Genomic DNA, 18,931 nt, shown 5'->3' on the forward strand with positions numbered 1-18,931 from the left:
CCCCCCTGGGACGCCGGACTGACAGGCCGTCACACCGGCCCCCGCCCGCTTTTGACAAATTGTCCGGACGCGTTGTCAGCCCCGCGCCCGCCACCAGGGCCGCGTCCTATTCCGAAATAATTTCGCGGACTTGGCCGTAAGTCCTGGGTTTCAAACCCGCCCAGCGATGGCACCTGCCTTGCTCACGGTCCCATGTGGGGCTGGCTTTCTCCCGGAAGCGTGATGGAACTCTTCTTTCGTAAATACTTCTGGAGCGTGAACCTGCTGTTCATCCTGCTCGTCGCCCTGCTGGCGGCGCGCACGGTGAATCTGTTCGTCGAATCCTCCATCTCCCCCTCCCCCGCGTCAGAGGCGCCCGCGCGCGTCGCCCAGCGCACCCACGCCGCGGACACCACGCTGGCGTCCATCGACGCGGAGCGCCTGTCCAGGCTCACCGGCGTCAAGCTGCCGGAGCCGGAGGTCGCGGTGAAGGCGCCGGACGAAGCCCGGCCGGAGTTCGACGCCAACGCGCCGCCGGCCAAGAGCGGCCTGCGCGTGAAGCTCTTGGGCACGCTCGTCGCCGGCAACCCGGACTGGTCGTTCGCGTCCATCCAGGACATGACCACGCAGCGCTCGCAGACGTACATGATCGGCAACAACCTGATGGGCGCCACCGTCATGGAGATTGAACGCGAGCGCGTCATCATCAACAACGGCGGCCGCAAGGAGTTCATCGACGGGCAGCCCGGGGACGGCGCCGTCGCCGCCTACACCCCGCCCGTCACCGCGCCGGCCGCCACCACGCCCAATGGCCTGGGCAACGGCATCAAGTCCACCGGGGAGAACGAGTACGAAGTCCCCAAGGCGGAGATCGACAAGACGTTGAGCAACCTCAACGACGTGGCCATGCAGGCGCGCATCGTGCCCGCCTTCAAGGATGGTCAGGCGGTGGGCTTCAAGCTGTTCTCCATCCGCCCGGACTCCATCTATTCGAAGATCGGCGTCCAGAACGGTGACGTCATCCGTCGCATCAACGGCTTCGACCTGAACAGCCCCGAGAAGGCGCTGGAGGTCTACTCGAAGCTGAAGGACTCCTCTCGTATCGAGATCGAGATCGAGCGCAACGGAGCGCCGATCCGCAAATCCTACAACGTCCGTTAAACACCCCGTCAGCGCCCGCTCCTCCATGAAGACGACGCTCCCGTCCTGGATGCTCTGTCTGTGCCTCGCGCTCTCCGTGCCCGCGTGGGCCCAGCGCCGTCCGTCGCAGCCCGGTACGACTCCCGCCGCCCCTGACCGCGACCGGGACCGCGACCGCACCATCACCCCGCAGGGGACCACCCCGCCGGCCCGCGCCACGGGCACGGCCGCCGCCGCCCCGGAGGAGAACCAGGGTCCGCGCCAGACGCCCTCGTGTGAAGAGGCCCGGCGCCGCGCGCGCTACGGCATCTACTTCGACAAGGTGGACATCGAGAAGCTCGTCCAGACCGTGTCGGACGCCACCTGCCGCACGTTCATCCTCCCGGAGAACGTGCGCGGGAAGATCTCCATCATCGGTCCGGAGAACGGCCGCGTGGAGGTGGACGCGGACTCGTTCTACTCCGCGTTCCTGGCCGCGCTGGACGCCAACGGGCTCGCCGTCTACCCGTACGGCCGCTTCCTGAAGATCGTGGACAAGCGCTCCGCGAAGCAGAACCCCATCCCGACGATCGTGGACGAGTCGACGCCGTACACCACGAACGAGCAGATGATCACCAAGCTGTTCAAGATCAAGTACGTGGAAGTGGAGCCCCTGCGCGGCGTGCTCCAGCAGCTGGTGTCCAAGGACGGCGACACCATCCCGTACCCGCCGGACACCATCATCGTCAACGACGTGGGCTCCAACATCCACCGCCTGGAGCGCCTCATCAACCAGCTGGACAGCCGCTCCTCCAGCGATGAGATGCGCGTCATCCAGGTGCAGTACGCCACCGCCCAGGACGTCGCGAACACCGTCCAGAAGCTCTTTGAAGCCAAGAGCGGCGCGCGCCCCGGCCAGCGCCCCGGCAGCTTCCCGCAGGGCGCCCCCGGCCAGCCCCCCGGCGAGGGCGGCGTCGCCCCGGGCGCCGGCACCGACACCGGCGGCGCGGTGACGCTGTCGCAGATCATCCCGGACGAGCGCACCAACAAGCTCATCATCGTGGCCAGCCCCGCCGCGTTCAGCCGCATCCAGGACATCGTCAAGGAAGTCGACATCCCGTCGGAGACGGGCAACAAGATCCAGGTCTACCCGCTGGAGAACGCCAACTCGGAGGAGCTGGCCAGCACCCTGCAGTCGCTCGCGCAGGGCACCGCCAACCGCCCGCAGCGCGGCCCCGTGGTGCAGCAGCCCCAGGGCATCCCGCGCGCGACGACCACCCAGGCCGCGGAGCTGTTCAGCGGCGAGGTGAAGATCTCCGCGGACAAGGGCACCAACTCCCTCGTCATCGTCGCCAGCCCGTCCGACTACAAGAACATCGTCAAGATCATCCAGCAGTTGGATCAGCCGCGCCGCCAGGTGTTCGTGGAGGCGGTCATCATGGAAGTGAACCTGGACCGCAACAGCGAGTTCGGCATCAACTTCCACCAGGGCTTCAGCCTGAAGACGGACGACGGCGCCATCCCCGGCATCCTCGGCACCAACTACGCCGGCGGCGGCGTGCCCCCGTCCTTCTCGCTGGCGAACCTGGCCAGCATGGGCGGCTTCCTCGCCGGCATCCAGGGACCCGTCCTGCCGGAGCTCAAGAACCTGGGCATCGACATCCCGGCCTTCGGCGTGGTGCTCAACGCCATGCAGCAGTCCTCCGACGTGAACGTGCTGTCCACGCCGCACCTGCTCACCAGCGACAACGAGGAGGCCGAAATCACGGTGGGCCAGAACGTGCCCTTCCAGTCCGGCTTCTCCCCGTCCAGCCTGGGCGGCGCGGTGACGGGCGGCGGCACCACCGGCGGCATCACCCCGTCCTTGCTGGGTTCGCTGGGCGGTCTGGGTTCGCTGTACGCGCCCATCACCCGCCAGAACGTGGAGCTGAAGCTCACCGTGAAGCCGCAGATCAACGAGAGCGACTACATCCGCCTCGTCATCACGGAGCAGACGGAGGAGATCGCCTCGTCGGATCCGGTGCTCGGCCCCACCACGTCGAAGCGCAGCGCGAAGACGACGGTCATCGCCAAGGACATGGAGACGGTCGTCATCGGCGGCATCATGCAGGACCGCACCCTGGAGTCCGTCTCCAAGGTGCCGGTGCTGGGTGACATCCCGCTCTTGGGCCACCTGTTCCGCGACACCACGCGCCGCAAGACGAAGACGAACCTGCTGCTCTTCCTCACGCCCTACATCATCCGCGGCCAGGAGGACTTCCGGCGCATCTTCGAGCGCAAGATGAAGGAGCGTCAGCAGTTCGTGGAGCAGTTCTACGGCCAGGTGCCCGGCTACGACGTGGCGGTGGACTTCAGCCGCAAGCCCGGCCCCCTGTCGCGCATGAACCAGTCCGTCATCAAGGAGGAGCAGCGCGTGGAGAACGGTGGTCCCGGTACCACCAACGAGCGCGTCATCCGCCCGGCCGGCAGCCCCGCCCCCGGCGCCCCGGCGTCTCCCCAGCCCGGTGGCCGGCCCGCGGGTCAGCCCGCCAGCGAAGCGCCTGCTTCGCCGAACGGCACCGCCCCCGAGGGCGACCAGGCGCCGCGAAATTTAGAGGCGGCGCCGGAGGGTTCAGAGAGATCAGTGCCCACTGAACCGGCCCCGCAACCCGAGGTGATCGCGCCCGCTCCGGACGCCGACGCCGACCGGCTGCGCATCCAGCCGGGAAATGGGGAATGACTCCATGAACCTGACCGCCGACCCCACGACCCTCCAAGCCGCTGACGCGTCCACCGACGGGGTGGGCGGCCGCAACGACTCCACCCAGGTCGTCGCCCACGGACAGGCGTACCTGTGTGGCCGGCCGCTCGGGGAGATCCTCCGCGCGCTCGTGCCCGCCCTCACCCCGGAGAAGATCCAGGAGGCGCTCGCCGCGCAGCAGGAGAAGGGCGGCCGGCTGGGCGAAATCCTGGTGGGCATGAAGGCGGTCACCGACGAAGACGTGGCGCGAGCGCTCGGCCACCAGCTGGACCTGCCCTACCTCCAGCGCATCTTCGCGGAGGAGGTGGACGCGGACCTCGTCAAGCGCATCCCCATCAACTTCGCCCGCCAGACGCAGCTGTTGCCCCTGTCCCTGGAAGGCGACGAGGTCGTCCTCGCGGTCGCGGATCCGCTGGACACCACCGCGCTGGACCACGCGCGGCTGCTCCTGGGCCAGAGCATCCAGCCCCGCATCGCGCTGGCCTCCACCATCGTGGACGCCATCAACAGCGTGTACGACCGCTCGGTCAACGAGACCGAGGACCTCGTGGACGAGATGGAGACCACGGAGGACCTGGACTCCCTGGCGCACGAGCTGGAGGAGCCCAAGGACCTCCTGGACGCGGACGACGAGGCCCCGGTCATCCGGCTCGTCAACTCCGTGCTCTTCCGCGCCGCCAAGGAGCGCGCGAGCGATATCCACATCGAGCCCATGGAGCGCGAGCTGCTGGTGCGCTTCCGCATCGACGGCGTGCTCCAGGAAGTCATCAAGCCGCCCAAGCGCTACCAGAACTCCATCATCGCGCGCGTGAAGGTGATGGGGCAGCTCAACATCGCGGAGAAGCGCCTGCCGCAGGACGGCCGCATCCGCATCAAGCTGGCCGGTCGCGACATCGACATCCGTCTGTCCACCACGCCCACGTCCTTCGGCGAGCGCATCGTCATGCGTCTGTTGGACAAGACGGCGACGCTGCTGGACCTGGCCGAAATCGGCATGAGCCAGCAGGTGCTGGAGTCCATGCAGTCGGTCATCAAGCGCTCGCACGGCATCGTGCTGGTGACGGGCCCCACGGGCTCCGGCAAGACGACCACGCTCTACGGCGCGCTCTCCAAGATCAACACGTCCGACCTCAACATCCTCACCGTCGAGGACCCGGTCGAATACCAGCTCAAGGGCATTGGCCAGATGGCCATTGCCCCGAAGATCGGCCTGACGTTCGCACAAGGCCTGCGCTCCTTCCTGCGCCAGGACCCGGACGTCATCATGGTCGGTGAAATCCGCGACAAGGAGACGGCGGAGATCGCCATCCAGGCCTCGCTCACGGGCCACCTGGTGCTCTCCACCGTCCACACCAACGACGCGGCCGGCGCCGTCACCCGTCTGGTGGACATGGGCGTGCAGCCCTTCCTCGTGGCCTCGTCGCTCACCGGCATCCTCGCCCAGCGCCTCGTGCGCCGGGTGTGCCCGGACTGCCGCGCGCCCTACACGCCCACGGACGCGGACCTGAAGGAGCTGGGCTTCACGTTCAAGAGCTTCAAGGAGCGCTTCAACACCGACCGCATCTACAAGGCGGTGGGCTGCCCGTCGTGCAACCGCAACGGCTACCGCGGTCGCTCCGGCATCTACGAGTTCCTCTTCGTGGACGACGACGTGCGCCAGCTGGTGCTCAAGAACGTGGACGCCTCCACCATCAAGAAGTCCGCGCTCGCCAAGGGCATGATCACGCTCCTGGATGACGGCGTACGGAAGATCGCCCTGGGCGAGACGACCATCGCTGAAGTCCTGAGCATCACGCAGGAGGACATCTAGTCCGCCATGCCCGTCTTCGAATACAGAGGCCTCGACTCCCACGGCAAGCAGAAGAAGGGCTTGCTGGAGGCGGACTCGCCCAAGACGCTGCGCTCCAAGCTGCGCGCGGACGGCATCTTCCTGACCGACGTGCTCGGGCAGGCGGAGGGCAGCCGCGTGGGCGTGTCCAAGGGCGCCAACGCGTCGCTCGTGGCGCGCGACGTGGACCTGCGCAAGCTGGCCGGCGGACGCGTCAGCACGGAGGACGTCGCCATCCTCACCCGCCAGCTCGCGACCCTGCTGGGCGCGGGCGTCACCATCGTGGATTCACTCAACGCGCTGGTGGACCAGGCAGAGAAGGAGCGCTTGAAGCGCGCCCTCTCCGACATCAAGCAGCGCGTGAACGAAGGCTCGTCCCTGGCGGACGCGTTCAGCCAGCACCCCAAGATCTTCCCCAGCATCTACATCAACATGGTGCGCGCGGGTGAGGCCTCCGGCGCGCTGGACGCGGTGCTCCTGCGGCTGGCGGACTTCACGGAGAACCAGGCCAAGCTGCAGCAGAAGATCATCGGCACCATGCTCTACCCCGCCATCATGCTGCTGGTGGGCGGCGGCATCCTGGTGCTGCTGATGGTGTTCGTCGTGCCGAAGGTGACGAAGATCTTCGAGACGATGAAGGCCACCCTGCCCCTGAACACGCGCATCCTCATTGGCGCGTCCAACTTCATGCAGGCGTGGTGGTTCCTGGTGATTCCGTCCCTCGTGGCGGGCTTCATCTTCTTCATGCGCTGGACGAAGAGCCCCAAGGGCAAGCCCAAGTGGGACCGCTTCACGCTCAAGGCCCCCATCTTCGGCAGCCTCGTGCGCCTCTTGGCCATCTCCCGCTTCGCGCGCACGCTGTCCACGCTGCTCAAGAGCGGCGTGCCCATGCTGGCCGCGCTGGACATCGTCAAGGCGGTGATGACGAACTCGGTGCTGGCGGACGCGGTGGAGAACGCCCGCGAGTCCATCCGCGAGGGCGAAAGCATCGCCACGCCCCTCAAGCGGTCCGGCCAGTTTCCGCCGCTCGTGTACCACATGGTCGCCATCGGTGAGAAATCCGGCCAGTTGGAGGACATGCTCCTCTCCGTGGCGGACTCCTACGAGACGCAGGTGAACGTGCGCATCGGTGCGCTCACCAGCCTCCTGGAGCCCCTGCTCATCGTGGTGATGGGCGTGATGATTGCATTCGTAGCGCTCTCCATCCTGATGCCGATTCTGCAGGTGAACACGGCCATCCATTAGGAGGCGGAGAGCCCGAGCCCATGATGAACGACACGCTCGACCGGTGGATCCAACGCGCGACGCTGGTGGGGCTGATTGCCCTGGCCGCCACGCTGGCGACGGTGGGAGCCTCGCTGTATGCCCACCGGGAGCCGCCTACGGCCTCCGGGCACCACGGCCCTCCCTGAAGCGCCCCTGACATCCCGACACACCCCAGGCCGGGTGGCCTGCCAGAAAGTCAGTCACCCGAAGGTGAGTGAAGACATGACGACGACGAACGCGAAGAAGCAGCAGCGCCGCCGCAACCGCGGCATGACCCTCATCGAGATCATGGTGGTCATCACCATCCTCGGGCTCATCGCGGCGGCGGTGGGCGTGGCCGTCATCCCGAAGCTGGAAGAGGCCAAGCAGGACACCGCCCGCCTGGACATCCGGAACATCCAGAGCGCGATGAAGCTCTACTACACGAAGAAGGGCTCCTACCCGGACACCGCCACGGGCCTCAAGGCGCTGGTGGACACCCAGAACCTGGAGCGCATGCCCACGGACCCCTGGGGCAAGGAGTACGTGTACATGAACGAGGGCGGCAAGCCGGTCATCACCAGCTACGGCGCTGACGGCAACCCGGGCGGCGAGGGCTCCGACGCCGACATCTCCTCCAAGGACACGGGGCCCAAGCCGTAGGCGTCCGTTTCTTCCTGAAGCAAAGCCGCGCCTCCCGCGTGTTGTCGTAGGAATGCCCGAGATGACTCCCGAGCACACTTCCTCACCGACGTCCGCGCGTGAGGCGCGTCCCGTTCCTGGCGCGCCCGCCCCCAAGGCCCGCGCTGCGTCCTCCCGCCTGGGCCGCCTGCTGCTGCTGGGCGTGTTTGGCGTCGCCACCCTGCTCGCGTTCGCGCTGGTGTGGGCCACCGAGGACAACACCCTCACGCCCACGCAGCGCCAGGCGCGCGAGCAGATCCGCCGCCTGGAGGGCTTCTTCAAGGCCCACCACCGGCTGATGGGTTTCTTCCCCTCCCAGGAGGAGGGCTTCACCCCGCTCATCGCCTCCAAGGTGCTGGATGGGCCGCCCATCGACCCGTGGGGCCGCCCGTACCTCTACCGCATGGCCGGCAAGACGGGCGCCGTGCTGTCCCTGGGCTCCGACGGAAAGCCGGGCGGCACCGGCGACGCCGCGGACCTCTTCAGCGGCGGCATCGTGGCACAGGGGGTGCAGCCATGACGTCCGCCATGTCCCCTCGTCCTGCCCGCCGCCGGGGTGCGCCCCGCGGCCTCACGCTGATTGAGATCTCCATCGCCATCGCCATCGCGGCGGTGCTGTTCGCCGCGGTGACGGTGGGCATCGGCGCGCTCACGGGCGCCAAGGCGAAGGGCAGCGCGACGGAGCTGGCGGGCGTCATCCGGTCGCTCTACGACTCGGCGGCGCTCAGCGGCAAGACGTGCCGGCTGGTGTTCGAAATCCCGGACCCGAAGCGCGAGGAGCCCACGAAGTACCACGCGGAATGCGCCGCGGGCGGCATCACCACCGCGCGCGACCGGGACAACGCGCTCCGCCAGGACGAGCGCGACCGGGAGAAGGCGGCGCGCAGCGGCGGTGGACAGGATGAGCGCAAGAACTACACGCGCTCGGACAATTCGTCACCGTCCGCGCAGGAGCTGATGGAGCAGGAGAAGACGCGCATCGAGTCCCAGTCCACCTTCTCCGCGTACACCGCGGAGGAGATTTCCCCGCGCGAGCTGCCGGCGGGTGTGGCCGTGTCGGTGTGGACGCGGCAACAGCGTGAACCGGTGGAGAGCGGCGTCGCCTACCTCTACTTCTTCCCGCAGGGGTACACGGAGAAGGCCATGGTGTTCCTGCGCCAGGGCGACAACGCGTGGACGCTGGACGTGTCACCCCTGACGGGCAAGGTGAACATCGCATCCGAGGCGCTGGAGGTGCCCCGCTCATGAGACATCCGACTCGACGCAAGGGGGGCTTCACCCTGCTGGAGACGATGGTCGCCATGGCCATCCTGAGCGTGGCGCTGATGGCCATCTTCGACCTCAACGCGGGCGCGGTCTCCAACCACGTCTACACCAAGCGGCTCACCGTCGCGTCGCTCCTGGCCCGCTCGAAGATGACGGACCTGGAACAGAAGCTCTACGACGACGGCTTCGACGTGGACGACGACGAGCAGTCCGGCGACTTCTCCGAGGACGGCTGGCCCCAGTTCAAGTGGCGCGCGCGCATCATCGCGCCCAAGACGGACGGCGTGACGCCGGATCAGCTCATTGGCGCCATCTTCAACCTGCCCATGGGCGGGGGCGGAGACAGCGGAGACCCGTTGGGGGGCCTGGCCGGCCTCTTCGGCGGCGCGGGCGGCGGTGACAAGGGCGGCGCTTCCGGCAGCACCACGTCCAGCCCGCTGGGCGGGGCCGCGATGGGCATGGCGCAGCCCATGTTCACGCAGATGGTGGACCAGCTCACCAAGGCGGTGCGCGAGGTGCACCTCACCGTGTACTGGAAGGAAGGCACCCAGGTGGAGAGCGTGGACGTGGTGACCCACGTCGTGTCGCTGGGGCCGGGCGGCGACCGCAACGGCGGCGCCACGACCAACGCCGCGGGCGGCAGCACGGCGGGCGCCTCGGACCAGTGGGTGGACGCCACCGGCCGCGTGGTGGAGAACCCCATCCCGGGGCCCAACGGAAGCATGCTGGATCCGAACACGCGCCAGCCCCTGCGCAACCGCCAGCAGTTGCTGGACGAACTCAACCGGGGCGGCGGTCAACAGCCGGGCGGCGGCACGGGCGGTATCAACCCGCGCGCGCCGGGCGGCATCTTCGGCGGCGGCCGCGGGGGCTTCCCCAACCTGCCCATGCCGGGCCGAGGGACCATCCGATGAGAAGGCGTTCCCGAGGCTTCACGCTGATGGAGGTGATGGTGGCCGTCTCCATCACCGCGCTCATGGGCACCGTCGTGGCCATGGCCTTCCAGACGGGCATCAACGCCAAGGAAGTGGTGGAGGGCGAGGCGGAGCGCTACCGCATGGTGCGCGTGTCGCTCAACCGCATGGCGCGCGAAATCGGCTCCGCCTACGTGAGCGACCGCTACGACCTGCGCCGCTTCCGCGACCAGAACGACCGGCCCACCAACTTCGTGGGCGAGCGCGACAAGCTGCTCTTCACCACGTTCTCGCACCAGCGGCTGTACACGGACGTGAAGGAGTCCGACCAGGCGGTGGTGGAGTACTTCGTGGAGAACTCCTCGGAGCGCGCCACGCGCCAGCGGTTGGATTTGAAGCGCCGGGTAAACCCCAACGTGGGTGAGCGCATGGACCGGGGCGGCTCCACGGACGTGCTCTTCGAGGGCGTCAAGAGCGTGGAGTTCGCCTACTGGGATTCGGAGAAGAAGGAGTGGGATGACGAGTGGGACACGCGGCGCACGGAGAAGAAGGCCATCCTCCCCACGCGCGTGCGCATCACCGTCGTCGCCCTGGACGAGTCGGGCAAGGAGGCGCGCTACACCACGCAGACGCGCATCGTGCTCAACACGGAACTGCCGAGGTTCAACTGATGGCCCCCTCCTTCTTCCGACAGGTGTCCCGCCGTCGCAGGCAGGCGCCGGCCCCCGTCCCGGGCGCTCCGGCGACGAAGGCCGTGCGCCGCGACAAGCGCTCGCGCGGCGTAGCGCTCATCATCGCCATCGTCTCCATCGCGCTGCTCACGGTGGTGGCCACGGAGTTCGCGTACAACAGCCGCGTGGACCTGCAACTGGCGGCCAACCAGCGCGATGAAGTGCGCGCCTACTACATGGCCCGCTCGGGCCTGGCGCTGGGGCGGCTCTTGATGCGCTTCCAGAAGCAGGTGGACCAGACGCCCATCCCCAACCCGGCGAGCATCCTGTCGCAGTTCATGGGGGGGCAGCCCCCGGCCGCGGGCGGTACGGCGTTCCAGCCGCAGTCGCTCAACATCCAGCTGTGGAAGCTGGCCCGGGTGGACTGCCACATGCTCAAGGGGCTGGTGAAGAGCGACGGCGCCACGGTGGTGGACGACAGCGGCGGCGGCACCCGCAGCCGGCTGGAGAACGACCCCGTGGAGGTAGATCCGAACTTCCAGATGGATGACGGGGAAGAAGGCGGCGCGGCCATGCAGATGGCGTCGCAGATGCAGCGCCGGTCCTTCGGCGGCTTCGAGGGCTGCTTCCTCGCGACCATCACCGACGAGGAGGAGAAGCTCAACGTCATGCGCCTGAACACCGGCGGCGCGGAGGCGCAGGCCACCGCCGCGCGCATGATGGACATGCTGAGCGACAAGCGCTTCGAATTCCTCTGGCAGCAGGACGACGCGAACCACGTGCGCTCCACGCCGCAGGACGCCGTCATCGCGCTGAAGGACTGGGCGGATGAGGACGCGACGCAGTCGGCGCTCAACCCCAAGGACCCCACGAACCCCTTCGTCGCGGGCTTCGCGGACGAGGGTTCGGCGTACAGCCGCTACGAGCCGCGCTATGAGGTCAAGAACGCGCGCTTCGACAGCCTGGATGAGCTGTACCGCATCCACGGCGTCAACGACCGCTTCATGGCGGCCTTCCGCGACCGGCTCACGGTGTACCCGGACATCAACTCCAAGCCGAACATCAACACCGACGACCCCATCATGCTGGGGCTGGCCATCATGTCCGCCGCGGATCCGAACCGGCCGGACCCGCGCCTGACGGACCCGGTGTTCCTCAACGAGCTCATCAGCCGCATCCGCGCCGCGCGCATGTTCAGCTTCTTCGGCATGTCGGTGCAGGACTTCGTGGGCGTGGTGGAGCAGGCGGGCATCGCGGTCAACCCGGCCATCAAGGGCAACGTCGCGCAGAACCGCTACCTGGGCGACAAGAGCAAGACATTCACCATCAAGTCCGTGGGAGAAGCGGGCAGCGTCCAGAAGACGCTCACCGCGGTCATCCGCCTGGACGACGGGCTGGGCAAGCTCGTGTATTACAGAGAGGAATAGCATGGCCCGCATTCTTGGCCTGGACCTCGGCAGCCACTCCGTGAAGGGGGTGGTGCTGGACTCCGGAACGAAAAGCCACACCACCCAGGCCTTCGCCGAGGTGCGCCGCGCGCCGGAGGGCGAGCGCTCGGACACCCTGCGCGCCGCGGTGGAGGAGCTGCTCCAGAAGATGCCCGAAGGGCACGTGGATCAGGTCGTCATCGCCCTGCCCGGCCCGTCGCTCACCACGCACGCGGTGAGCCTGCCCTTCTCCGACGCCAAGCGCGTGGAGGCGACGCTGCCCTTCGAAGTGGGCAGCCAGCTTCCGTTCGACATCTCGGAGGTCGTCTACGACTACCAGGTGGTCGGCCAGAAGGACACCGGCGGCAAGGACAAGGCCGCGGACCTGCTGGTGGGCGTGGTGCGCAAGGAGGAGCTGCAGTCGCTGCTGGCGCTGCTCGGCGGCCTCCAGTTGGATCCGCGCGTCATCACCCACCCGGCGCTCGCGTACCAGAACCTCTTCGTCCAGGCGCCCGGCCTCTTCGAGGGCGTGGGCGAGGGCGGCACCATCGCGGTGGTGGACATCGGCCATGAGCGCACGTCGGTGGCCATTGGCCGTCCGGGCCAGGGCGTGGAGTTCGCGCGCACCTTCTCCGGCGGCGGGCGCGACCTGACCCGGGCGCTGGCCACGGAGTTCCAGACGACGCAGCCGGAAGCGCACCAGTGGAAGGAAGCGCACGGCGCGATGGCCAGCGCGGCGCAGGGCCCGGACGCCGAGCGCGCCGCGAACGCCTTCGTGCGCGGCCTGCAGCCGGTGCTGCGCGAGCTGCGGCCGTCCTTCAAGTCCTTCACCGCGCGCACCCGCCGCCAGGTCACCGCGGTGGTGCTGGCGGGCGGCACCGCGCGCCTGCCGGGCCTGGCGGAGCAGCTGTCCAAGGACCTGAACCTGCCGGTGCGCGTGCTGGCGCTGCCGGCGGACGCGGCCGGGAAGATTTCCGCCTCGGAGGCGCCGGCCGCGGCGCAGGCGTACGCGCTCGCCATGCGCGGCAACGCTGCCGGGGCGAAGGCGCCGCGCTTCAACCTGCGCCGGGGTGAGTTCGCCTTCAAGGGCGGCTACGACTACGTGAAGGACCGGCTGGGCCTGCTGGCCTCGTTCGCCGTGACGCTGCTGCTCCTGCTCGTCGCCTTCGGGGTGGTGCGCAACACGGTGCTGGCGCGGCGCGAGGCGGAGGTGGACGCGGTGCTGTGCAAGACGACCCAGCGCATCCTGGGCACGTGCGAGCAGAACTACGACCGCGCCATCAACATGCTCAAGGGCGTGGAGAGCCCGGCCGCGGCGCTGCCCTCCATGTCGGCGGTGAACCTGCTGGCGGAGATCACCCAGCGGGTGCCCCCGGAGGTGCCGGTGCGGTTCGACCGCATCCAGGTGGACCTGGACCGCGTGATGCTCCAGGGGGAGACGGACAGCTCCAAGCAGATCGACACGCTCTCCGCCGCCTTGAAGGGCCACCGGTGCTTCAAGGACGTGAAGGAGGGCGAGGTGAAGAAGACGCGTGACGGGCAGAAGGTGACCTTCCGCCTGGACGTGCAGGTGCAGTGCCCCGGCGAGACGCAGGGGGGGGAGACCTGACATGGCGGACATGAGCAAGATCAAGGAAGTCTTCGCACCCCTCCAGACGTGGTTCGAGCGGCTGAGCGACCGCGAGCGCAAGCTCGTGGCCATCGCCGGCTCGGCCGTGGCGGTGTTCGTCCTCTTCGTCATCCTCTTCAGCTTCGCCAACAGCGCGTCGGGCTACCGCCGGCGCACGCAGGACAAGCTGGCGAAGCTGCAGGAGGTGCAGGCGCTGGCGACCAGCTACGGCGCCGCGCAGCAGGAGCGCCAGGCGGTGGAGCAGCAGCTCACCAGCAGCAACGTGCGACTCATCACGTACATCGAGGACAAGGCCACGGCCGCGGGCCTCACCGTGCCGAACATGTCGCCCAAGGGCGACGTGGGCGTGGGTGACGGGAAGATCATCGAAAGCTCCGTGGAGCTGACGTTCACCGACGTGGACCTGCGCAAGCTGACGGACTTCCTGCGCACGGTGGAGACGGGCCCAGGCATCGTGAAGGTGAAGTACCTGCGCGTGGAGCCCCGCCCTGCCACGGACACCCTGACGGCGTGGACCACCGTCGCCACCTACCGGATGAAGCAATAGCCATGGCCACCGAATCCAAGACCGCGCGCTGGAAGCTCATCGCCGGCTACACCGCGTTCTCGCTGGTGGCGTTCATCCTCTGCCTGATGCTCACCTTCCCGTACGACGCGGTCCGCACGCGCATCGTCACGGAGGCCGCGGCCCAGGGGCTCGCGGTGCGCATCGGGAGCCTGCGGCCCGGCCTGTTCGGCGTCACCGCGACCAACGTGCGCGTGAGCAAGCCGCCCGCGCCGCTGGGCGCGGAGTCCGTGGCGGCGCTCGCCCGGGGCGAGGCCGGGGGCCTGGGCCCCGCGGAGCTGGGCGAGGCGCTCACCTTCGACAGCGTGGCGCTGCGTCCCGCGCTCTTCCCGCCCGGCCTGGTGGTGAACGCCAAGGCCATGGGCGGCACGGTGCACGTCGCCGTGGGCGGCCTGAGCGCCACGTCGCTGGACGTGGACGTGAGCGGCCTCCAGGCGGGCGCCGGCAACCTGCCGGCCTACACCGGCGTGGACATGGAGGGCCTGCTCAACGCGAGGGTGTCCCTCACCGCGCCGGGCGCGCTCGTGCGCGGTCAGCCGGCGGACTGGTCGCAGGCGACGGGCACGGTGGCCCTGGACACCCAGGGGCTCACCATCAAGGGCGGCAAGGCGGCCATCCCCATGGGCGGCGGCCCCGCGATGCCCATGGACCTGCCGCGCGTGCTCCTGGGTGACCTGAAGGGCGACCTCCAGTTCGACAAGGGCATGGGCACGGTGAAGACGTTGGATCTCAAGAGCGAGGACCTGGAGGGCACGGGCTCCGGCACGGTGAAGCTGGGCAAGCGGCTGGAGTACAGCGAGCTGGGGCTCGACGTGCGGCTGAAGTTCGAGCAGGCCTTCCAGCAGCGGCTGGGGCCCCTGGCCATCGCGGTGAACATGTTGCCGCAGGACCGGGACAACCCGGGCTACCGAGGCGGACGGCTCACCGGCATGGTGAGCAGCCCGCGCTTCGGACCCAAGCGCTAGTCACGCCCGACGCGGGGGACGGCGGAGGCAGCCCTCCCGTCCCCCGTCCGTCCCTGAAGTCCGCCCCGCCCCGGTTGATGCCCGTGCACGCGCCGTGTAAAGCGCTGCCCGTCGCTCCCGGTGCCGGGGGCGCTGGGAGGGGTCGGAATGCCGGAGTTGGTGTTCTTCCGTCGAGGCGAGGAAGTGCTGCGGGTGGCGGTGGATCGGGCGCGGCTGGTGCTCGGTCGGGGTGACTCGAGCGACGTGGCCATTCCGGATCCGGAGGTGAGCCGCCAGCAGGTGGCCCTCCTGTGGGACGGCCAGCAGTGCCGGGTGGAGGACCTGTCCGGCAAGGGCACGAAGGTCGCCGGCAAGCTCGTGGAGAAGGGCGAATTGCCCGACGGCGCGGACGTGGAGCTGGGCCAGTGGCGCGCGGTGTTCCGCAAGCACGGCGCCAGCGAGGACGCGGACCTGGCCACCGACGTGGGCAACGCCACGGCGGTGCAGGGCCGGGACGCGCAGCGCTGGCAGGCCGCGCAGGTGCGCGTGAAGCAGGGCACCACGGAGACGGCGCACCGGCTCACCGGCGACAGCTTCACGGTGGGCAAGGACGTGGGCTGCGACCTGGTGCTCCAGGACCGGTTCATCTCCGGCAAGCACCTGAAGGTGACGCGTCAGGACGGCGTCTTCCACGTCGTGGACCTGCGCTCCACCAACGGCACGTGGCTGGGCCCGGTGCGCCTGTTCGAGGCGGAGGTGACGCTGCCCACCAGCCTGCGCGTGGGCGAGGCGGAGCTCATCCTGGAGGTGGTGCCGGCCACGAAGAAGGAAGCGCCGTCCTTCCACGGCATCCTCGGCGGGGACCCGTCGGTGCGGCAGCTCACGGACCTCATCCAGCGCGTGGCTCCGTCCACCGCGGCCGTCACCATCCTGGGCGAGTCCGGCACGGGCAAGGAGCTGGTGGCGAACGCGCTGCACGCGTGCTCGCCGCGCGCGAACCGGCCGCTCATCCCGGTCAACTGCGCGGCCATCTCCAAGGAGCTGATTGAGAGCGAGCTGTTCGGCCACGAGAAGGGCGCCTTCACCGGCTCCGTGGGCGCGCGCAAGGGCGCCTTCGAGGAGGCGGACGGCGGCACGCTGTTCCTGGATGAGATTGGCGAGCTGCCGTTGGATCTCCAGGCGAAGCTGCTGCGCGCGCTGGAGAGCGGTGAAATCAAGCGCGTCGGCGCGAGCCGCCCCATCCACGTGGACGTGCGCGTGGTGGCGGCCACCAACCGCGACCTGCTGGCGGCGTCGCGCGAGGGCCGCTTCCGCGAGGACCTCTACTACCGCCTCTGCGTCGTGCCGCTGCACCTGCCGCCCCTGCGCAACCGCCGGGGGGACGTCGTCGGCCTTGCGGAGCACTTCGTGCGGACCTTCGCCCCGCGCGGGCAGACGGTGCGCCTCACCCAGCCCGCGTTGGAGCGGCTCCAGCAGCACGCGTGGCCGGGAAACATCCGCGAGCTTCGCAACGTGGTGCACCGCGCGCTGCTGTTGCGCAAGGGGCCGTCCATCGACGCGGGGGATTTGTCCTTCGACCAGGAGGTCAACCGCGAGACGGGCATCACCGTGCCGGAGCTGCCGCCGGGCATGACGCTGGAGCAGATGTTGGAGAAGCTGGAGCGGCAGATCATCGAAACCGCGCTGCGCCGCTTCAACAACAACCGCGAGCGCGTGGCCCGGGAGCTGGGGCTCGCGCGCTCCACGCTGTTCAAGCGCCTGAAGGACTGGGGCATGACGAAGCAGGACGAGCAGGAGTAGCACCCGCCCCGGGGGGCGCCCCGCTTCCGGCGCCCCCTTCCCTGCCTCACGGATGCGCGTCGGGCGCGGTCCAGGCCGAGTGCGGCGCCGGCTGTCCGGCGCTGCGCAGGTACCAGGGCACGCTGACCACCACCAGCCTGCGCTCCCCGGACAACAGCAGCGCGCTGCGCATCAGCTCCGAGCGGCGGCCGTACAGCATGGCGCGGTACCAGCGCGCCTCCAGCAGCTCCGGCAGCACGATGGCGACGGTGCGGCCCGGGGCCTCCGCGAGCAGCGAGTCCAGGTAGTCCAAGAGCGGCCACACCAGCGCGCGGTACGGTGACGACACGTGCACCAGCGGCGGAGGCCTGCGGCCGGCCTCCATCAGCGGCCCCTGGACGAAGTGCTGCCAGTGGGAGTCCAGCTCCTTCTCGTCCGTGTCCCCGCTGCAGATGTGCACCGCGCGCACGTCGTCGCTGAGCTCCAGCGCGAAGCGCAGCGCCGTCTCCGACGCGTGGGACCAGCGATCCACCGGCAGCACGGCGACCATCGGCGACGCCGGGGCCAGTTGCACGGGCCGCCGCAGCTCCGTGTTCCGCCGCGTGCGCACATAGGCGGCGTGGACGCGCGTCAGCAGCAGGATGCCCAGGGGGACGATGACGAACGCGGCCCAGCCGCCGTGCGTGAACTTGGACACGCCGACGATGACCAGGGTGAGCGCCGTCATCATCGCGCCGAAGCCGTTGAGCGCGCGGCGCCACTGCCAGCCCTCGCCCCGGTGCCGGTTCCAGTGCACCACCATGCCCGCCTGCGACAGCGTGAAGGCCATCAGCGCGCCAATGGCGAACAGGGGAATCAGCCGGTCGGTGATGCCCCGGCACGCGAGGAGCAGCAGCGCCGCCAGCCCCGACAGGGTGAGGATGCCCCGGGACAGGGCCAGCCTCCGTCCCCGGTGCGCGAAGCCCGGGGGCAGGTAGCGCTCGCGCGCCAGCACCTGGCAGACGAGCGGGAAGCCCGCGTAGCTGGTGTTCGCGGACAGCGCGAGCACACAGAGGATGGCGGCCATCGCCACGTAGTAGAAGAGGCCCCTCCCCATCACCGCCGCGATGAGCTGGGACAGCACCGTTTGGTAGCCCGCGGAGCCGGGGACCGTCGCGCCCACGCCGTAGGCCCGGCACAGGAGCGCGATGCCCAGCAGCATCGTGACGAGGATGCCCACGATGACGCCCAGCGTGAGGCGCGCGCGGCGGATGGCCGGGTCGCGGAAGATGGGCACGGCGTTGCTGATGGCCTCCACGCCCGTCATCGCCGTGCAGCCACTGGCGAAGGCGCGGATGACGAGCCATGCGCCCACGGACGCGGTGGGCAGCGCCAGCGGAGGCGGCGCCTGGATGGGCGTCACCTGACCGATGAGCAGCTTGTACAGGCCCACCACCAGCACCAGGGTGAGCGACCCGATGAAGAACCACGTGGGCACGACGAACACCGCGCCCGCTTCGCTCACGCCGCGCAGGTTCACCAGGGTGAGCAGCGCCAGGATGCCCAGGGCGATGGGCAGCACGTGGGGCCGCAGCGAGGGGAACGCGGACACCAGCGCGCCCGTGCCGGCGGAGATGCCCACGGCCACGTTGAGCATGTAGTCGAGCATCAACGCCGTGGCGGCCAGCAGCCCCGCGCCCTGCCCCAGGTTCTCCCGCGCCACGGTGTACGCGCCGCCGCCGCTGGGGTACGCGGCGATGGTCTGCGCGTAGGAGCCCGCCACCACCATCAGCAGTCCGACGATGGCGGCCATGATGGGCAGCAGCAGCCACGGTCCCGCGGGCCCCAGGGGGCGCAGCACGGTGAGGGCGGCCTCCGGCCCGTACGCGGCGGAGGACAGCGCATCCAGGCCCAGCAGGGCCACGCCGGTGAGGACGCCCGTCTTCTCCTGCATCGCCTGGGCGCTGGTGAGCGGGCGCCCCAGGAGCAGGTCCACGAAGCCGTTGCCCTCCCGACGCCGGGGCATGTACGGCCTCCTGCATCCCATCTCCACCGTCCGTGCCATGGCTGCAACCTGCGCACCCGCCGCCCTGGCGGGCCCCCGGGGCCCGGCCCCGTGGATGGAGTCCGGTGGGGCCTCCGGGAGGACGGACGGCCCGGGGCC

General features: G+C 69.4%; 16 protein-coding genes. 15 read left to right on the plus strand and 1 reads right to left on the minus strand.

The genetic code is table 11. From position 1 onward, the window contains the following. Positions 1-222: 222 nt before the first annotated feature. The 15 genes from gspC to D7X74_RS14835 all read left to right on the plus strand — a co-directional run bounded on the left by gspC (position 223) and on the right by D7X74_RS14835 (position 16,809). Positions 223-1,140 (plus strand): type II secretion system protein GspC, encoded by a 918-nt coding sequence (gene gspC / locus D7X74_RS14770; RefSeq protein ID WP_199732804.1) that lies wholly within the window; start codon positions 223-225, stop codon positions 1,138-1,140. 25 nt (positions 1,141-1,165) lie between these two features. Next, positions 1,166-3,817, plus strand: coding sequence for a type II secretion system secretin GspD (gene gspD / locus D7X74_RS14775; protein WP_120533602.1), 2,652 nt, complete (start codon positions 1,166-1,168; stop codon positions 3,815-3,817). 4 nt (positions 3,818-3,821) lie between these two features. Continuing rightward, positions 3,822-5,648: a type II secretion system ATPase GspE gene (gene gspE / locus D7X74_RS14780; protein ID WP_120533603.1), complete on the plus strand. Its 1,827-nt coding sequence runs from the start codon at positions 3,822-3,824 to the stop codon at positions 5,646-5,648. Positions 5,649-5,654: 6 nt separating this feature from the next. Continuing rightward, on the plus strand, positions 5,655-6,911 hold the full coding sequence (gspF, locus tag D7X74_RS14785; RefSeq protein WP_120533604.1) for a type II secretion system inner membrane protein GspF: 1,257 nt from the start codon (positions 5,655-5,657) through the stop codon (positions 6,909-6,911). Between the two features lie 20 nt (positions 6,912-6,931). Continuing rightward, positions 6,932-7,078: a hypothetical protein gene (locus D7X74_RS42990; protein ID WP_158622234.1), complete on the plus strand. Its 147-nt coding sequence runs from the start codon at positions 6,932-6,934 to the stop codon at positions 7,076-7,078. 76 nt (positions 7,079-7,154) lie between these two features. Continuing rightward, the gene (gspG, locus tag D7X74_RS14790; protein ID WP_120533605.1) at positions 7,155-7,574 is read left to right on the plus strand and encodes a type II secretion system major pseudopilin GspG; all 420 of its coding nucleotides are present in this window, start codon (positions 7,155-7,157) and stop codon (positions 7,572-7,574) included. Between the two features lie 61 nt (positions 7,575-7,635). Further along, on the plus strand, positions 7,636-8,112 hold the full coding sequence (locus D7X74_RS14795; protein ID WP_120533606.1) for a type II secretion system protein GspG: 477 nt from the start codon (positions 7,636-7,638) through the stop codon (positions 8,110-8,112). Further along, positions 8,109-8,840: a prepilin-type N-terminal cleavage/methylation domain-containing protein gene (locus D7X74_RS14800; protein WP_120533607.1), complete on the plus strand. Its 732-nt coding sequence runs from the start codon at positions 8,109-8,111 to the stop codon at positions 8,838-8,840. The genes D7X74_RS14795 and D7X74_RS14800 overlap by 4 nt, the downstream gene beginning before the upstream one ends. Then, positions 8,837-9,772: a prepilin-type N-terminal cleavage/methylation domain-containing protein gene (locus D7X74_RS14805; RefSeq protein ID WP_120533608.1), complete on the plus strand. Its 936-nt coding sequence runs from the start codon at positions 8,837-8,839 to the stop codon at positions 9,770-9,772. The genes D7X74_RS14800 and D7X74_RS14805 overlap by 4 nt, the downstream gene beginning before the upstream one ends. Continuing rightward, on the plus strand, positions 9,769-10,443 hold the full coding sequence (locus tag D7X74_RS14810; RefSeq protein WP_120533609.1) for a type II secretion system protein GspJ: 675 nt from the start codon (positions 9,769-9,771) through the stop codon (positions 10,441-10,443). The genes D7X74_RS14805 and D7X74_RS14810 overlap by 4 nt, the downstream gene beginning before the upstream one ends. Beyond that, positions 10,443-11,870, plus strand: a complete 1,428-nt coding sequence (locus tag D7X74_RS14815; protein ID WP_120533610.1) for a general secretion pathway protein GspK — start codon at positions 10,443-10,445, stop codon at positions 11,868-11,870. The genes D7X74_RS14810 and D7X74_RS14815 overlap by 1 nt, the downstream gene beginning before the upstream one ends. Before the next feature lies 1 nt (position 11,871). Then, complete coding sequence (pilM, locus tag D7X74_RS14820) at positions 11,872-13,479, plus strand: pilus assembly protein PilM (RefSeq protein ID WP_120533611.1); 1,608 nt, start codon at positions 11,872-11,874, stop codon at positions 13,477-13,479. A gap of 10 nt (positions 13,480-13,489) precedes the next feature. Continuing rightward, complete coding sequence (gene gspM, locus D7X74_RS14825) at positions 13,490-14,047, plus strand: type II secretion system protein GspM (RefSeq protein ID WP_120533624.1); 558 nt, start codon at positions 13,490-13,492, stop codon at positions 14,045-14,047. Positions 14,048-14,049: 2 nt separating this feature from the next. Then, the gene (gspN, locus tag D7X74_RS14830; protein WP_120533612.1) at positions 14,050-15,030 is read left to right on the plus strand and encodes a type II secretion system protein GspN; all 981 of its coding nucleotides are present in this window, start codon (positions 14,050-14,052) and stop codon (positions 15,028-15,030) included. A 147-nt stretch (positions 15,031-15,177) separates the two neighbouring features. After that, positions 15,178-16,809 carry a sigma 54-interacting transcriptional regulator gene (locus D7X74_RS14835; protein ID WP_120533613.1) on the plus strand — a complete coding sequence of 544 codons (1,632 nt, stop codon included), beginning with the start codon at positions 15,178-15,180 and terminating at the stop codon, positions 16,807-16,809. Positions 16,810-16,855: 46 nt separating this feature from the next. On the opposite strand, the gene D7X74_RS14840 is transcribed toward D7X74_RS14835, so the two are convergent. Further along, positions 16,856-18,793 carry an APC family permease gene (locus D7X74_RS14840; protein ID WP_120533614.1) on the minus strand — a complete coding sequence of 646 codons (1,938 nt, stop codon included), beginning with the start codon at positions 18,791-18,793 and terminating at the stop codon, positions 16,856-16,858. Positions 18,794-18,931: the final 138 nt, after the last annotated feature.

Origin of the sequence: Corallococcus sp. CA047B (assembly GCF_003612065.1) — a bacterium.
In the GTDB taxonomy this organism is placed as follows: Bacteria; Myxococcota; Myxococcia; order Myxococcales; family Myxococcaceae; genus Corallococcus; species Corallococcus praedator.

Excerpts from the sequence above, each read along its gene's own strand:
- gspC (WP_199732804.1), top strand. The coding sequence starts at position 223 with ATGGAACTCTTCTTTCGTAAATACTTCTGGAGCGTGAACCTGCTGTTC.
- D7X74_RS14840 (WP_120533614.1), bottom strand. The coding sequence starts at position 18,793 with ATGCCCCGGCGTCGGGAGGGCAACGGCTTCGTGGACCTGCTCCTGGGG.
- pilM (WP_120533611.1), top strand. The coding sequence starts at position 11,872 with ATGGCCCGCATTCTTGGCCTGGACCTCGGCAGCCACTCCGTGAAGGGG.
- D7X74_RS14815 (WP_120533610.1), top strand. The coding sequence starts at position 10,443 with ATGGCCCCCTCCTTCTTCCGACAGGTGTCCCGCCGTCGCAGGCAGGCG.
- gspD (WP_120533602.1), top strand. The coding sequence starts at position 1,166 with ATGAAGACGACGCTCCCGTCCTGGATGCTCTGTCTGTGCCTCGCGCTC.
- gspN (WP_120533612.1), top strand. The coding sequence starts at position 14,050 with ATGGCCACCGAATCCAAGACCGCGCGCTGGAAGCTCATCGCCGGCTAC.
- gspM (WP_120533624.1), top strand. The coding sequence starts at position 13,490 with ATGAGCAAGATCAAGGAAGTCTTCGCACCCCTCCAGACGTGGTTCGAG.
- D7X74_RS42990 (WP_158622234.1), top strand. The coding sequence starts at position 6,932 with ATGATGAACGACACGCTCGACCGGTGGATCCAACGCGCGACGCTGGTG.
- D7X74_RS14805 (WP_120533608.1), top strand. The coding sequence starts at position 8,837 with ATGAGACATCCGACTCGACGCAAGGGGGGCTTCACCCTGCTGGAGACG.
- D7X74_RS14795 (WP_120533606.1), top strand. The coding sequence starts at position 7,636 with ATGACTCCCGAGCACACTTCCTCACCGACGTCCGCGCGTGAGGCGCGT.
- D7X74_RS14835 (WP_120533613.1), top strand. The coding sequence starts at position 15,178 with ATGCCGGAGTTGGTGTTCTTCCGTCGAGGCGAGGAAGTGCTGCGGGTG.
- gspE (WP_120533603.1), top strand. The coding sequence starts at position 3,822 with ATGAACCTGACCGCCGACCCCACGACCCTCCAAGCCGCTGACGCGTCC.
- gspG (WP_120533605.1), top strand. The coding sequence starts at position 7,155 with ATGACGACGACGAACGCGAAGAAGCAGCAGCGCCGCCGCAACCGCGGC.
- D7X74_RS14800 (WP_120533607.1), top strand. The coding sequence starts at position 8,109 with ATGACGTCCGCCATGTCCCCTCGTCCTGCCCGCCGCCGGGGTGCGCCC.
- gspF (WP_120533604.1), top strand. The coding sequence starts at position 5,655 with ATGCCCGTCTTCGAATACAGAGGCCTCGACTCCCACGGCAAGCAGAAG.
- D7X74_RS14810 (WP_120533609.1), top strand. The coding sequence starts at position 9,769 with ATGAGAAGGCGTTCCCGAGGCTTCACGCTGATGGAGGTGATGGTGGCC.